At 44.3% G+C, this 16362-nt stretch carries 13 protein-coding genes; 10 read left to right on the top strand and 3 right to left on the bottom strand.

Annotated features, from left to right (window positions below):
- Positions 1–29 precede the first annotated feature (29 nt).
- Positions 30–539: a YwhD family protein gene (locus tag ACQKL0_RS02195; RefSeq protein ID WP_427685951.1), complete on the top strand. Its 510-nt coding sequence runs from the start codon at positions 30–32 to the stop codon at positions 537–539.
- Positions 540–687: 148 nt separating this feature from the next.
- Here the strand turns inward: ACQKL0_RS02195 and ACQKL0_RS02190 are convergent, their stop codons facing one another.
- Positions 688–2754 (bottom strand): transglycosylase domain-containing protein, encoded by a 2067-nt coding sequence (locus tag ACQKL0_RS02190; protein ID WP_403079724.1) that lies wholly within the window; start codon positions 2752–2754, stop codon positions 688–690.
- A gap of 202 nt (positions 2755–2956) precedes the next feature.
- Between ACQKL0_RS02190 and speE the strand changes: the two genes are divergently transcribed.
- From speE to argS, 4 genes are all read left to right on the top strand, one after another.
- A complete protein-coding gene (gene speE, locus ACQKL0_RS02185; protein ID WP_403079722.1) occupies positions 2957–3784 on the top strand; it encodes a spermidine synthase in 828 nt (275 codons plus the stop codon).
- 12 nt (positions 3785–3796) lie between these two features.
- Positions 3797–4675: an agmatinase gene (gene speB / locus ACQKL0_RS02180; protein WP_402870244.1), complete on the top strand. Its 879-nt coding sequence runs from the start codon at positions 3797–3799 to the stop codon at positions 4673–4675.
- Positions 4676–4906: 231 nt separating this feature from the next.
- A complete protein-coding gene (locus ACQKL0_RS02175) occupies positions 4907–5347 on the top strand; it encodes a DUF1934 domain-containing protein (RefSeq protein WP_402954930.1) in 441 nt (146 codons plus the stop codon).
- Positions 5348–5350: 3 nt separating this feature from the next.
- The gene (argS, locus tag ACQKL0_RS02170) at positions 5351–7021 is read left to right on the top strand and encodes an arginine--tRNA ligase (RefSeq protein WP_402954927.1); all 1671 of its coding nucleotides are present in this window, start codon (positions 5351–5353) and stop codon (positions 7019–7021) included.
- A 39-nt stretch (positions 7022–7060) separates the two neighbouring features.
- Here argS and uvsE read toward each other — a convergent pair whose 3' ends face one another.
- Both uvsE and cls read right to left on the bottom strand, forming a co-directional pair.
- Positions 7061–8017 carry a UV DNA damage repair endonuclease UvsE gene (gene uvsE / locus ACQKL0_RS02165; RefSeq protein ID WP_403079718.1) on the bottom strand — a complete coding sequence of 319 codons (957 nt, stop codon included), beginning with the start codon at positions 8015–8017 and terminating at the stop codon, positions 7061–7063.
- A 25-nt stretch (positions 8018–8042) separates the two neighbouring features.
- Positions 8043–9248, bottom strand: a complete 1206-nt coding sequence (gene cls / locus ACQKL0_RS02160) for a cardiolipin synthase (RefSeq protein WP_403079716.1) — start codon at positions 9246–9248, stop codon at positions 8043–8045.
- Positions 9249–9556: 308 nt separating this feature from the next.
- Between cls and ACQKL0_RS02155 the strand changes: the two genes are divergently transcribed.
- The 5 genes from ACQKL0_RS02155 (at position 9557) to ACQKL0_RS02135 (ending at position 16283) form a co-directional block, all read left to right on the top strand.
- Positions 9557–11686 (top strand): heterodisulfide reductase-related iron-sulfur binding cluster, encoded by a 2130-nt coding sequence (locus tag ACQKL0_RS02155; RefSeq protein WP_427686052.1) that lies wholly within the window; start codon positions 9557–9559, stop codon positions 11684–11686.
- Positions 11687–11872: 186 nt separating this feature from the next.
- Positions 11873–13066, top strand: coding sequence for an acetyl-CoA C-acetyltransferase (locus tag ACQKL0_RS02150; RefSeq protein ID WP_402870253.1), 1194 nt, complete (start codon positions 11873–11875; stop codon positions 13064–13066).
- 29 nt (positions 13067–13095) lie between these two features.
- Positions 13096–13947, top strand: coding sequence for a 3-hydroxybutyryl-CoA dehydrogenase (locus ACQKL0_RS02145; RefSeq protein ID WP_427685948.1), 852 nt, complete (start codon positions 13096–13098; stop codon positions 13945–13947).
- A gap of 40 nt (positions 13948–13987) precedes the next feature.
- Complete coding sequence (locus tag ACQKL0_RS02140; protein WP_427685946.1) at positions 13988–15118, top strand: acyl-CoA dehydrogenase; 1131 nt, start codon at positions 13988–13990, stop codon at positions 15116–15118.
- Between the two features lie 25 nt (positions 15119–15143).
- Positions 15144–16283, top strand: a complete 1140-nt coding sequence (locus ACQKL0_RS02135; RefSeq protein WP_402870258.1) for an acyl-CoA dehydrogenase — start codon at positions 15144–15146, stop codon at positions 16281–16283.
- The last annotated feature ends 79 nt before the right edge of the window (positions 16284–16362 follow it).

The raw sequence follows: 16362 nt of genomic DNA, 5'->3' as shown, positions 1-16362 counted from the left end.
AAATGACGAAACTGAAGGGGGTTATTAACATGGAAGAACAACCAAAGAAAAAGATAGGCTTCAATATTATTAAAAATGATCCGATGAAAGGCCATGGCGGATATGGCGCTGGTGTTTTAACGCTCGACAATATTTCACCGGTCATCATTGATGTGGATGCTGGTGAAGCGGAAGTCGACATCGGCGCGATGCATGCAAGAAGTGCTGTGGAAAAAGGAATCAAGTTTCTAAAGACAAAAGAGGAAGTGCCAAATGGGAAACCCTACTGGCTTGTTTGGGTAACGATTGAAGCCCTGCAAAATGGTCCGTACTATGCCGGGGTGACCGCTTGTGAGATGACGGTGGACCGCTCAATCAGACGTGGGTACAAATCCTTGCCGGAACATGTTAACCGGATGGATAAATCCTTGAAACGCCATATCATCGTCGAGGATATGGACGATAAATCAAAAAGCATCCTTGCCGAGTTCCTGAAAAACCACGATGCAGGAATGTGGGAGCGTTCATCCGATGAGCTTAAACGGTCTTTGATGGTTTAAATGTGTATTATTGTATGAAATGTGAAGTTTAGTAAAAAAATCACTTGTACGAAGCGAATAAAATCAGTAAACTTAGAGACAGCAGTTTAGACACTGTGGAACTAGGACAGAAAAACCCCGAAGCCGCTACCGGCTTCGGGGTTTTTCGTTATCCCCAAGGTTTTAAGATTTTTTTATACCAGGGGTTTTTATGTTTCCCGTCCTTCGGAGCACTTTTGGTGTTCTTTTGCTTGAAGTGCTCTTCACAGTATTCCACGGGTTCGGTTCCTTTTACATAGTAAGTTAATCTGGAGACGGGGCAGGCATCTGTTGCAAGTTTGCCGCTTGCTGGATTGACATGTACACCGATTACATTACCCGTTTCCTTAAAGGGTTTGGAAGGTTGCCCTTTCAAACCCTTCTCCATATAGGATGCCCATATTTTTTTCGCATAACTTTTTTCGGCGGGGATTTCTATCTTTTTCCCTTGATCGTAGCCAGTCCATACACCTGCAACCAGTTGAGGTGTATAACCGACCATCCAGCTGTCGGTGGAAGTGGAACCCGACTTCCCTGCGACGCGGTGCGTCAATTGGGAACTGATCGTGCTCCCTGTCACCTTCGTGTAGCCGTTTAGCGTTTCGTCAAAAACCCCGGTAAGCATTTCAGTCATGACAAATGCCTTATCCTTATCCAGAATCTGTTCACCTTTCTGGGATCGTTCGAAGATGACTTCACCTTTTCGGTCTTCCACCTTGGTGATGAATGTAGGCTCTACTTTTTTGCCGCCATTAGCCAGGATTCCGTACGCATTGACCATTTCAATGGGCCTCACATTGGATGTGCCAAGTGCAAGGGAAGGGACCGCATCCATTTTGGAAGTGATGCCAAAACGACGAGCCGCATCAACCAATGCCTGTTCGCCGAGAAATAGATGGGTCTTCACGGCATAAATGTTATCGGATAAAGCAATGGCCTGTGCCATCGTTATCTCATCATTCGCATACTGATAGTTATAGTTATGCGGCTTATATGAAGTATGGCCATCATCAAAGGTAAAGGTTGTGGCCTCACTTTTTAAAGTGGTTGACGGTGTAAACCCGTTTTCTAGTGCTGAATAGTATAGAAGCGGCTTTATTGTCGATCCTGGCTGGCGTAGGGCCTGTGTGACACGGTTGAATGGTGAAGCTGTGTAGTCAGTGCCCCCGACGAGTGCGCGGACTTCCCCGGTCCTGGGATCCATGGCCACCAGTGATGCTTGGATGCTAGCCTGTTCGGGTATGACAGTGGAGAGGGACTCCTCTGCGATGCGCTGTTGATTTTCATCCAATGTGGTATAAACCTTTAAGCCCCCGAGCTCGATTGTCCGGTCATCTAAATGAAGTTGCGTTTTTAGGGCCTGTTTGACGGCATCCTGGAAGTAAGGAGCCATTTTCTTGGTTACAGTACCATGTTCGCCATTTAAAGAAAGGGATGCCTGGAGGGCTTCATCCGTATCAGCTTTTGAAATATAGTCTTTGGTTTGCATGGCATGCAGGACGACCTTTTGCCTTGATTTGGCCTTATCCAGGTTGTCCAAAGGCGAATAGTTGGATGGCCCCTTTGGGATTCCGGCTAGCATGCTTGCCTCCGGAAGCGTCAAATCCTTGGCATCCTTACCGAAGTAATATTGGCTTGCAGCTTGTGCCCCATAGGCGCCATGGCCATAGTAAATCGTATTTAAATAGCCTTCTAGAATGTCTTTTTTTGAGTAATTCATTTCCAGGCGTATTGTATAGAACGCTTCATTGAGCTTACGCGACCACGTCTTATCATGGTCAAGAAAGAGATTCCGGGCATATTGCTGGGTGATCGTACTTGCCCCTTGAACCTTGGACATGGCACGGACATCAGCAAGAATGGCGCCACCGATCCGTTTTATATCAAAGCCCTTATGGGTGTAAAATTGGCGATCTTCTACTGCGACTGTTGCCTTGACTAGTTCGGGTGAAATCGATTCCAGCCCGACCCAGTAGCGCTTTTGACCATTATCGGATTCTCCGATCACATTTCCGTCATGGCTATAATACAGCGTCGATTGAGGTACAGCCAAAGGCGGCGGGCCTAGTATTTTTGCATACATCAGTAAAGAGAGAAGCAAGACAAAGAGAATGATGAGACCTATTGTGGCAAAAATGATGAAAGCCCGCACATATTTAGTTGTCCTTTTAAAACGTTCGCTTGGAATGAGCTCCATTGCTTTCACCTCTCTTATTTTAAAAAAAAGAATCTATTACTATTATGGAAAAAAAAGATATTTTTAAACATAAGAAGTGGAATTGTAATATTTATCTTGCATTTCTGGTAGATTCGTCTATACTTTTTCTAGCTAATGGGTATACCGAATATCGGCCAATTAGTTGAAAGACTATAAGATTTTGGAAAGGAAGCGTTAATAAATGAGCATTTGGTTTACTGAGAAACAAACAGAGAATTTTGGTATTACGATGAAAGTGAATCGTACTTTACATACGGAACAAACGGAGTTTCAAAAGTTGGATATGATTGAAACTGAAGAATGGGGAAATATGCTTTTGTTGGATGACATGGTGATGACATCCCAACGCGATGAGTTCGTTTACCACGAGATGGTAGCCCATGTTCCTTTATTTACACATCCTAATCCAGAAAATGTTTTGGTCGTAGGAGGAGGAGACGGCGGAGTTATCCGTGAAGTTCTTAAGCATCCAAGCGTAAAAAAAGCTACACTGGTTGATATTGATGGAAAGGTCATCGAATACTCCAAGAAGTATTTACCTGAAATTGCAGGCATGCTAGAAGATCCACGTGTCGATGTGCAAGTAGGGGATGGCTTTATGCACATCGCGAAGAGTGAAAATGAATTCGATGTGATTCTTGTGGACTCCACCGAACCAGTGGGTCCTGCCGTAAATCTATTTACCAAAGGCTTTTATGCCGGCATCTCCAAGGCTTTGAAAGAAGACGGAATCTTCGTTGCCCAATCGGACAACCCTTGGTTTAAATCAGACTTAATCCGTGATGTACAGCGCGACGTGAAAGAAATATTCCCGATCACAAGCCTTTATTTAGCCAATATCCCGACGTATCCAAGTGGGCTGTGGGCATTCACGATCGGTTCTAAAAAATATAATCCGCTTGACGTTTCAGACGAGCGTTTCCACGATATAGAAACAAAATACTATACAAAAGAACTTCATAAAGCAGCTTTCGTCCTGCCTAAATTCGTTCAAGATTTAGTGAAATAAGGGGGCATGAACATGCGATTCGATGAAGCGTACTCAGGCAATGTATTCATTAAAAGCCATCCGGACTTCGAGGAATCCGAAGCGGTGCTTTATGGTATGCCGATGGACTGGACAGTCAGCTTCCGTCCGGGTTCCCGTTTTGGACCAACAAGGATTCGTGAAGTTTCAATCGGCTTGGAAGAATACAGCCCATACTTAGACCGTGAATTGGAAGAAGTGAAATTCTATGATGCTGGGGATATCCCATTGCCTTTCGGTAATCCGCAACGCAGTATCGATATGATTGAAGAATTTGTAGACGGTGTGCTTGATGCCGGTAAATTCCCATTGGGCATGGGGGGAGAACACCTTGTTACATGGCCTGTCATAAAAGCCATGTTTAAAAAGTACCCCGATATGGCCATTATCCATATGGACGCCCATACAGATTTGCGGGAGGATTATGAAGGAGAGCCACTTTCCCATGCTTCCATCATCCGAAAATCAGCAGAGCTTATCGGGCCAAGTAATGTTTATTCATTTGGAATCCGTTCCGGGCTAAAGGAAGAATTTCAATGGGCAAGGGAAAATGGCATGCACATCTCTAAGTTTGAAGTGCTTGAGCCCCTGAAGGAAGTATTGCCGCAATTAGCGGGTCGTCCGGTTTATGTGACGATAGACATCGACGTGCTTGACCCTGCGCATGCGCCGGGTACAGGGACCGTCGACTGCGGTGGTATTACGTCCAAAGAGCTTTTAGCTTCGATCCACGAGATAGCCCGTTCAGAAGTGAATGTGGTTGGCTGTGATTTAGTAGAAGTGGCCCCGATTTATGATCCATCTGAACAAACGGCGAATACGGCAAGCAAGCTGATTCGTGAAATGATTCTTGGTTGGGTTCAAAAGGGTTAAATATGATAGGGGAGGCTGTTCCTGCATTTTAGCGGGAATGGCCTTTTTTGTATGTATTCGGGAAATATCATCGCTTTCCCTTCGTAATTAAGAGCTTGTCTTGCGTTACATTCAAATGAATTGCATACTAAGACAAGATATGAAACTTTATTTTCCGCTCCAAGTTGAAACTTCATTGAAGAATATTTATACTTATAAAGTTAAGAACGAGATGATGAAGGAAGTGTAGCTTTGACTCTTCATGATATAGATAAGCAGAATGTTAAAGTGACATTGCAGACAAAAATCAGGCATGGCTCTGAAACGGAAACGTATGAGCTTGTCACTTTTGGTACAAGGATGTATAAAGGATCCGATTTGTATTTGCAATATGCAGAGGAAAATGAAGCCGGCAAAACGCAGACAACCATCAAGCATAAAACGAACGAAACGATTCTGCTTAGGAACGGTGCCGTTAAAATGAGACAGCTTTTCCGCTTGCAGGAAGCGACAAATGGACATTATGAAAGTATATATGGCAGGTTGGGGCTATCGACGACCACAAAGAAAATTCAGCATCAATGGGATGAAAAGAAAAAGGAAGGGAAACTGATCCTTCGCTATGCACTACATATGCAGGGAAGCGAACCCGGGCAATATGAAATGACGATTTCCTACAAGGAGGAAGCTTAGAACATGAATATAGTAAATGAGGTACAGGCAAAACTGAAACAGGAAATTAAAAATGCGGTTATTAAAGCTGGTCTGGCAACGGAAGAACAGGTTCCCCAAGTAGTGTTGGAACTTCCAAAAGATAAGACACACGGAGATTACTCCACGAATATGGCAATGCAATTAACGAAAATCGCAAAAAAAGCACCGAAAATGATTGCTGAAGCGATCATCGAAAACTTTGACCAGTCCAAGGCATCCATTGAAAAAATTGAAATCGCAGGCCCGGGATTCATAAACTTTTACATGGATAATGCTTATCTGACAGAGTTGGTTCCAGTGATTCTGAAAGCAGATGAAGCCTATGGGGAAAGCGATTATGGTAAAGGCGAAAAAATCCAGGTGGAGTTCGTATCCGCAAACCCGACTGGTGACCTTCACCTTGGTCATGCGCGTGGTGCTGCTGTTGGTGACACGTTATGTAATGTTCTATCAAAAGCGGGATATGACGTTTCGCGCGAATACTATATCAATGATGCAGGTAACCAAATCAATAACTTGGCAATTTCAATCGAAGCACGGTACTTCCAAGCACTTGGCCTTGATAAAGAAATGCCTGAAGACGGTTACCGCGGCGAAGATATTATCGGGATTGGTAAAACGCTTGCGAAGGAATATGGAGATAAGTATGTTAACGTCGATGAAAAAGAACGTTATGACTTTTTCCGTAAGTACGGATTGAAATGTGAAATGGCTAAGCTGAAAACGGACTTGGAAAATTTCCGTGTCGGTTTTGATGTGTGGTTCTCGGAAACGTCCCTTTATCAAAATGGGAAAATCGACGAAGCACTAAGCGTTCTGAAGGAGAGAGGCCATGTTTATGAAGAAGACGGGGCAACTTGGTTCCGTTCAACAGAACTTGGCGATGATAAGGACCGCGTTCTTATCAAAAAGGATGGCTCCTACACATACCTGACACCGGATATTGCGTACCACCGCAATAAATTGGAGCGTGGATTCGACACCCTCATCAATATTTGGGGAGCGGATCACCATGGTTATATTCCACGTATGAAAGCGGCAATCGAAGCGTTAGGCTATAATCGTGAGCAGCTTGAAGTGGAAATCATTCAGCTTGTTCATCTATTCAAAGATGGCGAGAAAATGAAAATGAGCAAGCGTACCGGTAAAGCGGTAACGATGCGCGACTTGATTGAAATGGTCGGCCTGGATGCCACACGGTATTTCTTTGCCATGAGAAGTGCGGACACACATATGGACTTTGACCTTGATCTAGCTGTATCACAATCCAATGATAACCCGGTCTATTATTCACAATATGCTCATGCCCGTATTTCAAGCATCTTGCGTCAAGGTGTGGAACAAGGGATTAGCTATGAAGGCATCACTGATTTTACTGCTCTTTCTACGGAGAAGGAATTCGAGCTATTGAAGAAATTAGGGGAATTCCCACAGGCAATCGCGGAAGCGGCCGAAAAACGGATGCCGCACCGCATGACGAATTATATTTTCGACCTGGCTTCTACATTCCACAGCTTCTACAATGCGGATAAAGTATTGGATAGTGAGAAAATGGATAGAAGTAAAGCTCGTCTTGCTCTAGTGAAATCGGTTCAAATTACGTTGAGAAACGCACTGGCACTAATCGGCGTTTCTGCACCGGAAAAAATGTAATAAGAAAAAGCGGTCGTTTCCCGTGAAACGGCCGCTTTTTTATTTAATGAAAACAGATCCCCCGCTTACTCTTTTCACTCCACGGATTCTAGACATCTCTTCAATCAATTTCAGCATCGCCTGATCCTTCATTTTTGCTTCAATCATGAAATCAACATCCTTCCCCAACTCCGTGAGTGCTTTTAGGAGGGGCATAATGAAGGCTATATCAATATAATCGGCATGTGAACGAAACGCACTGGCTGACTTTGGGGAAGAAATATGGATTGTAGGGACCGAATTGCTGTCTTCCCATGTAGTGTAGACATCGGTGAGTAGCTCGTTAAGCGGCTCCACGGATAGATTGGCAAGATGGTGATGATAATCAAAGACGAAAGGAATGCCTTCCCGCTTACATACACGTAACGTTTCGGAAGCTGTATAGGTTTTATCATCATTCTCCAGGGTCATCCTTGCTTTTACATGTTCAGGGAGCGACCTGAGGTTGTCATGAAAGCGAATGATTGCTGAATCTTTATCACCGTAGGCGCCGCCAATATGGATATTGATGAAGGATTGGTCTGCAATGCCCATCGCTTGAAGCATTTTATAGTGAAATTCCATATCCTTCACGGCATTTTCAGTAATGCTTGGTTTCGGGCTAGTGAAAAGCGTAAATTGGTTCGGATGAAAGCTGACCCGCATGTTGTTCGCCAATACCCAATCCCCAAGTTTTTCCCATTCTTTTGCAAAAGGGGTGACAAAATCCCATTTTACGTCCGGGTGAGTCGCCAAGGGCACGATGGAACTGGAAAGTCGGTAAAGCTCGACCTGATGGGCCGTATTATACTGAAGGACCCGCAATGTGTTCTCGATATTTTGTTTGGTCACCTCCAATAGCTTTTGCCTTCCTTCTTCCTGACCAAGCTCGTTATATCGTTTGAAGGTCAGGGTCTTTGCAGGGGAGGCCTCCCAAAGACAGGTTGCATTGGAAACAAATCCGAATCGTATTTTCATTTTCTTCTCTCCCATTACCCGATTTTTAAAGAAAAGGGGAAAGGATGGCAGCTAGTGATTCTTTTGCTGAACGTAAGATATTAGGGGAGGAGAGTGTCTTTTCCGCTATTGGGTTAGATTCAGCAATGTCGATCGCCAATTCATCCTTCACATCTTCTATGCAGCGGCGGTCATATATTAAACAATTGATTTCGCTATTCAGGAATAAACTCCGTTTATCAAAGTTTGCCGTACCGATATCACACATAATATCATCGATCAAGATCACTTTAGAATGGTAGAACCCTCTCTGAAATTGCATGATGGAGGCGCCTTCTCTTAATAAAATTCTAAAGTAGCGGAATGATGCCTCTTTAACTAGGGCATGGTCCGAAACGTCCGGAACGATGACGGTGACCGCTACCTTTCTGGAAAGGGCTTCCCTTAATGCTTCAAACAATTTATGGCTTGGGATGAAGTAGGGTGTCCCAATAATAATTTCCGTATCAGCTTTTTGAATCAGGTTTATCAGAGTTTGTTCAAGGTCGCTTCCATTAGTCACGATGAACTGTTGAGCTTGTGAGCCAGGAACTAATTCAGGAAAATAGGCGGGAGTCCCCCTGAAATCTTCTTTTGTATCATAAAACCAATCAGAAAGGAAAACTTCCTGTAAATCCTTCACTCCTTCCCCCGTGATTTTCAGGTGGTAATCACGCCAAGGGTTTAGCTTTTCTCCTTGATTAATATATTCCTTCCCAATATTAAAACCGCCCAGATACCCAATCCTTCCGTCAATGACGGTGATTTTCCGGTGATTTCTTCTTTGCGTGGAATAGAAAAGGAAAGGGGTCTTCGGTTTAAAGCTATATGAAAAGTGAACATTGCTTTTCTTTAATTCTTGAATGGACTGCCGGGACATTTTTTTACCTCCGACCCTATCTACCAACAGCCTCACCTCCACACCCGATTCTGCCTTTTTTTGAAGCAACTTCAAAAAGTCATTGCTAAATTGATCCTCTTTCACGATATAAAAAAGAATATGTATGGACTCCTGGGCCCGTTCAATTTCTTTCAGGAAATCTTCGAATAGGATTTTCCCTGATGTAAAGACGGTCATTTCACTTTTACGGGGCGGGAAAGTGATGTTCGTTGCCCGCTTTACCTGCTGCTTATAGCCTAATTTGAAATCAACCCAGCACCAAGTGAGGATTAACATTAATATAGAAAAAAACGTAACGAACACCTTCAACACGATCCCCCCCTTAATGGTTTAAGTTAGTTTGACTCAAACAACCTATTTGTAACCATTAATTAAGTACAAGAGAAAGTGGATTTTTTTAAAAAATAAGAAGGGTAATTGACGGAATTGTCGAACTTTACTAGTGGGTGTAGAAAAATAACAATATTTACAAAGAAAAAAGTTGACTGAATGCTCATTCATTATATAATGGAGATAATCAAATTTCAGGAAAATGCCATTTTTTCTATAATTTTAAAGTGGTGATCTGGCATTTTTACACGATTCACGAATATATAAAAGGGGGAACGCATGCAATGGAAATGAATGGCCTGCTGTGGATTAACTTAATTGCATTTTTACTTGTAACCGCTTACGCTGCTGGATTATTTGTCTATTTAATCAGGACTCGAATGGCCTATATAAAGCTTGGCAAAAAGGTGGAATTCGATAATCGCGTCAAAGAACGGCTGGTTAAAATTGGGGTTTATGTATTCGGACAAAAGAAGCTCTTTAAAGACAAGAAGAGCGGGATCATACACTCCATGTTATTTTATGGTTTCATCTTAGTACAATTTGGAGCCATTGACTTTTTTATCAAAGGGTTAAAGCCAGGATGGCATTTACCATTTGGTCCGGTATACCCGGCGTTCACTTTCTTTCAGGAAGCCGTGACACTCACGGTTCTTGCTGCAATCTTATGGGCAGCATACCGCCGTTATGTTGAGAAGCTTGTTCGATTGAAAAGAGATTTTAAAGCAGGGTTGGTCGTCATTTTCATTACCGGAATCATGGTTACCGTATTAACAGGTAATGGAATGGGAATGATTTGGCACGGTCATGATGCAACGTGGTCAGAACCCGTAGCATCCAGCATTGCGTTTTTATTCAACTGGATCGGACCGACCGCAGCGACTGTCGTGTTTTACGTAGCTTGGTGGTTGCATTTAATCATCATATTATCGTTCCTTGTCTATATCCCGCAGTCCAAGCACGCTCATTTAATTGCTGGACCCGTTAATGTATTCCTGAATCGTTTGGATAATCCGGGTAAGCTGAAGCCGGTCGATTTAGAGGAAGAGATTTTGGATAAAGAAGGAAATCAATATTATGGTGCCAAATATATCGAAGACTTAACGCAATATCAAATGATTGACCTATATGCCTGCGTAGAGTGTGGTCGCTGTACGAATATGTGTCCGGCCACAGGTACGGGGAAAATGCTATCGCCGATGGATATCATTATCAAAATGCGTGATCACTTAACGAATACAGGGGCAGCCGTTACGACTAAGCAACCTTGGGTTCCGTCTTTCGTATTTGGAAATACAAAGGGCAACCAAATCGCTTTAGCGAGTGCGGGGCAGGGGGCGCAGGAGTCTGCAGCAGCAACCGAGGCCTATAGCGCTAGCCTTATTGGGGAAGTCATCACGGAAGAGGAACTATGGGCATGTACAACGTGCCGGAACTGTGAAGATCAATGTCCGGTCATGAATGAACATGTTGATAAAATCATTGATATGCGCCGTTACTTGGTGCTGACGGAAGGTCGTTTGGATCCCGATGCCCAACGTGCGATGACAAACATCGAACGCCAAGGTAATCCTTGGGGATTGAACCGTAAAGAAAGAGAAGACTGGATAGGTTTACGTGACGACGTTGTCATCCCAACCGTCAAGGAAATGAAAAAAGCGGATGAGGAATTTGAATATTTATTCTGGGTAGGCTCGATGGGGTCGTATGATAACCGAAGCCAAAAAATCGCCCTTTCTTTTGCTAAATTAATGAATGAAGCTGGCGTCAAATTTGCCATCTTAGGAAATAAGGAGAAAAATTCGGGCGATACTCCACGCCGTCTAGGAAATGAGTTTGTTTTCCAAGAACTGGCCATGAAAAATATCGAAGAATTCCAGAAAAACGATATCCAAAAAATCGTGACCATCGATCCACATGCATATAATATCTTCAAGAATGAATATCCGGACTTTGGACTGGAAGCGGAAGTGTACCATCACACTGAATTACTTGCTCAGCTTGTTAAGGAAGGAAGACTGGTACCGCAATTCCCGGTCAATGAAACGATTACCTTCCATGACTCCTGTTACTTGGGAAGATATAACGATGTATACAGCCCACCACGTGAAATCTTGCAATCCATTGAAGGCGTCAAACTTGTCGAGATGGAACGTAACCGTGAAAAAGGAATGTGCTGTGGAGCTGGGGGCGGCTTGATGTGGATGGAAGAGGAAACGGGTAACCGAATTAACGTTTCTCGTACCGAACAAGCTCTTGCAGTAAACCCAACTGTTATTAGCTCAGGTTGCCCATACTGTTTGACGATGTTGTCGGACGGGACGAAGGCAAAAGAAGTCGAAGAGAATGTGAAAACGTATGATGTTGCCGAATTACTCGAAAAGGCAATCCTGGGAGATAGTAAGCCAGTAGCGTCTTAAGTTAAATAGAATTGCCTGCTTCTTTTAAATGAATACATTCACTAGAAGCAGGCAATTTCTCTTTTATATAAACTAAATATTTTAATTTTTGTAAAAAATATGTAAAATGGAATTAAGCGCTTTCAAAATTTTTTATACGGACATCGAGCGAGCGTTCAATCAATTTACCTGAGGAGGAAATGAATAATGACGAAAACAGTGATCATTAGCGGTGTGAGAACACCTTTTGGTAAGTTCGGCGGGGGCCTCAGCAGTTTGACAGCCTCACAGCTTGGTGGAATAGCAATCAAAGAAGCGGTTGAACGGGCAGGGATTGATGGAAGCAAGGTAGGCGAGGTCATTATGGGGAATGTGCTCCAAGCGGGGCAAGGGCAGATCCCTTCTCGGCAAGCAGCACGTAATGCAGGGTTACCTTGGGAAGTGAAAACGGAAACGATAAACAAAGTTTGCGCCTCAGGTCTTCGAAGCGTGACATTGGCAGATCAGATTATTCGCTTAGGGGAGGAAGAAATCATCGTTGCTGGTGGAATGGAATCGATGAGCAACGCACCATACATTCTCCCGAAAGCGAGATGGGGACTACGGATGGGCGATGGTCAGCTGAAGGATACGATGATCTCGGATGGCCTTAGCTGTAGCTTTACAGGCGTACATATGGGGACGTATGGAAACAGTACAGCTGCAGAACTGGAGCTTACGCGTGAGCAGCAGGATAGCTGGGCTTATGAAAGTCACCAAAAGGCCATTAAGGCAATCGATGCCGGTATTTTGGCTGAAGAGATCATTGCCGTAGAGGTTCCGGTAAGAAAAGGAACGCCTATGACGATTGAGCATGATGAAGGCCCAAGAAAAGATACATCGGCCGAGAAGCTGGCCAAATTAGGTCCGGCCTTTAATAACGAAGGGACCATCACGGCTGGAAATGCCCCAGGGGTCAATGACGGAGCGGGAGCCCTTGTCTTAATGAGTGAAGAACGTGCAGAAAAAGAAGGGGTAACGCCTTTTGCCTATATTTTGAGCCATGCAGAAGTGGCTGTGGAAGCCAAAGACTTTCCAAAAACACCTGGTTTGGTCATCAATGAACTCTTGAAAAAGTCCGGTAAATCCATCGAGGACATAGATTTATTTGAAATCAATGAAGCCTTTGCCGCTGTCGCCCTAGCCAGTGGGAAGATTGCGAATGTCAATCCTGAAAAAGTAAATGTAAACGGTGGTGCCGTAGCATTAGGACATCCGATTGGGGCTAGTGGAGCCCGCATCATCATCACGCTTATGCATGAATTGAAACGTCGCGGCGGCGGATTGGGCATTGCAGCCATTTGTAGTGGCGGCGGTCAGGGAGATGCCATTTTAATAGAAGTGCCAACGCAGGGAAAATAGATTGCTAGATAACTAAGGAGGGATTTTGGATGGGCATTCAAAAGGTGATGGTCATTGGTGCAGGGCAAATGGGTTCTGGTATTGCCCAGGTATGCGCAATGAGCGGCTATGATGTTCTATTGCATGACTTGAAAGAAGAATATGTAGAAAAGGGATTAGGTACGATTACCAAGAACCTTTCCCGACAAGTAGAAAAAGGAAAACTGCCTGCTGAAGATAAAGAGGCAACGTTATCCCGGTTGGCAGCATCAACGGATTTGAATCAAGCGAAAGATGTGGATTTGGTCATTGAAGCAGCCATTGAAAATATGGAAATCAAAACGAAGCTTTTTGCCCAATTGGATGAAATCGCCCCGAAGCATGTCATACTGGCGACCAATACGTCATCGCTTCCCATTACGGAAATAGCTGCTGCGACAAAAAGGCCGGAGAAGGTGATCGGCATGCATTTCATGAATCCGGTTCCGGTCATGAAGCTGGTCGAGATCATCCGTGGCCTTGCTACAGCAGACGACGTATATGAAGAAATTGAGGAAATGGCAAAGTCCTTAAGTAAGGTCCCGGTCGAAGTGAATGATTTTCCTGGATTCGTTGCGAACCGGATACTGATGCCAATGATCAATGAGGCGGTTTATACCCTATACGAGGGTGTAGCAACCAAAGAGGCGATCGATGACGTCATGAAGTTAGGTATGAATCATCCCATGGGACCACTTACACTCGCGGACTTCATTGGCCTGGATACTTGTTTATACATAATGGAAACCCTCCATGATGGGTTAGGGGACGACAAATACCGTCCATGTCCGTTATTAAGGAAATATGTAAAAGCAGGTTGGCTTGGTAAGAAGTCAGGACGTGGTTTTTATGAATACAGTTAGTCTTCAGGTAGAGCAAGGGCATCAGGGGAGGAATGTAGGGATGGATTTCCAATTCACAGAAGAGCAGGAAATGATGCGCAAGATGGTCCGTGATTTTGCCGAAAAGGAGATAGAGCCCCATATAGAATCGATGGAAAGAGGGGAGTTTCCCAAAAAGATCCTCCGTAAAATGGGTGAACTTGGACTGATGGGTATCCCGATCCCAGAGCAATATGGTGGAGCAGGGATGGATTTCATGTCTTATATCATTGCCATCAATGAAATTTCTAAAGTGAGCCCGACTCTGGGTGTCATACTTTCGGTCCATACTTCCGTTGGCACGAATCCAATCGTTTACTTCGGAACGGAAGAACAGAAAGAGAGGTTTGTCCCGAAGCTTGCTGCAGGTGAATACTTAGGTGCCTTCTGTTTGACGGAACAAAGTTCAGGATCCGATGCTGCGAGTTTGAAAACAAAAGCCGTAAAGGAAGGCGACACCTACCGGCTGAACGGTTCAAAGGTATTCATCACAAATGGAGCGGAGGCAGATGTTTACATTGTATTCGCTTCCAGTGATCCGAGTAAGAAAAGCAAGGGCATTTCTGCTTTTATCGTAGAAAGAGGAACACCTGGCCTTATTTTCGGGAAAAATGAGCGGAAAATGGGACTTCATGGTTCCAGTACGGTACAGGTAACCTTTGAAGATATGAAAATACCAGCTGAGAATCTCCTTGGTAACGAGGGTGAAGGGTTCAAAATTGCAATGGCCAACCTGAACGTTGGAAGAATAGGCATTGCTTCTCAAGCCCTCGGTATTGCCGAAGGCGCCATGAAACATGCTGTAGAGTATGCAAAGAGCAGGGTGCAATTCGGCAGACCGATTGCCATGCAGCAAGGCATCGGTTTCAAATTGGCCGAAATGGCCACAAACATCGAGGCTTCCAGGCTATTAGTCTATCAAGCGACCTATCTTCAGTCGCTTGGGTTACCTTGTGGCAAGGAGGCATCGATGGCAAAGTTGTTTTCATCGAAGACGGCTGTAGAAGTGACAACTGAGGCCATTCAGGTATACGGAGGGTACGGGTATACAACGGAATACCCGGTCGAACGTTACTTCCGGGATGCCAAGGTGACGGAAATTTATGAAGGAACCAGTGAGATACAAAGGATCGTCATTAATAAACATCTCTAAAACCAAGAAGATGGGGGACATGGATATGCAATTTAAATTAACGGAAGAACATGAAATGATCAGGAAAATGGTGCGTGATTTCGCTGAAAATGAAGTGGCTCCAACAGCAGCCGAAAGAGATGAAGAAGAACGGTTTGACCGTGAGATTTTTGATAAAATGGCTGAACTTGGACTGACCGGAATTCCATGGCCAGAAGAATACGGTGGCATCGGAAGCGATTATCTTGCGTATTGTATCGCAATCGAAGAACTATCCCGTGTATGTGCCTCTACAGGGGTTACACTTTCGGCCCATACATCCCTTGCTGGTTGGCCGATCTATAAATTTGGTTCGGAAGAACAGAAACAAAAATACCTTCGCCCGATGGCTCAAGGTGAAAAAATCGGTGCATATGGTTTGACGGAACCAAGCTCAGGGTCTGATGCCGGTGGCATGAGAACAACTGCCAAGCTTGTAGGAGATGAATACGTCATCAATGGTTCGAAGATATTCATCACGAACGGTGGTATCGCCGATACGTATGTAGTATTTGCATTGACAGATCCGGAGTCTAAACAAAAAGGAACAAGTGCCTTTATTGTCGAGAAGGATTTCCCAGGCTTCAGTGTAGGTAAAAAAGAGAAAAAACTCGGAATTCGTTCTTCACCGACAACTGAAATCATTTTTGATGAATGCCGTGTACCAAAAGAAAATCTTTTGGGAAAAGAAGGCGAAGGGTTCAAAATCGCGATGATGACTCTTGATGGCGGACGTAACGGAATTGCCGCTCAGGCAGTCGGTATTGCCCAAGGAGCCTTGGATGCGGCGGTTGGTTATGCAAAAGAACGCGTCCAGTTTGGAAAACCTATTTCTGCACAGCAGGGAATCGGTTTTAAATTGGCGGATATGGCGACAGGTGTCGAGGCTTCTCGACTCTTAACGTATCAAGCGGCTTGGCTGGAGTCAGTGGGCCTCCCTTATGGAAAGGAATCCGCCATGTCGAAACTTTTTGCCGGGGACACAGCCATGAAAGTAACAACGGAGGCTGTTCAAGTGTTTGGCGGGTATGGATATACAAAAGATTACCCGGTTGAACGCTTTATGCGCGATGCAAAGATCACCCAAATTTATGAGGGAACGCAGGAAATTCAAAAACTGGTCATCTCAAGGATGATAACTAAATAGAGTTGAAACCAGGTTTTCCGGAGAGGCCCTTCCGCCTCCCGGAATACCCTTTTCATTTTTCTGAAAGGCTCCCTGAAGG

The sequence above is a fragment of the Peribacillus sp. NPDC097264 genome, assembly GCF_050277925.1.
Taxonomy (GTDB): domain Bacteria; phylum Bacillota; class Bacilli; order Bacillales; family DSM-1321; genus Peribacillus.
The sequence above is the reverse complement of the archived record's forward strand: the minus strand, read 5'-3'. Positions and strand labels throughout refer to the sequence as shown.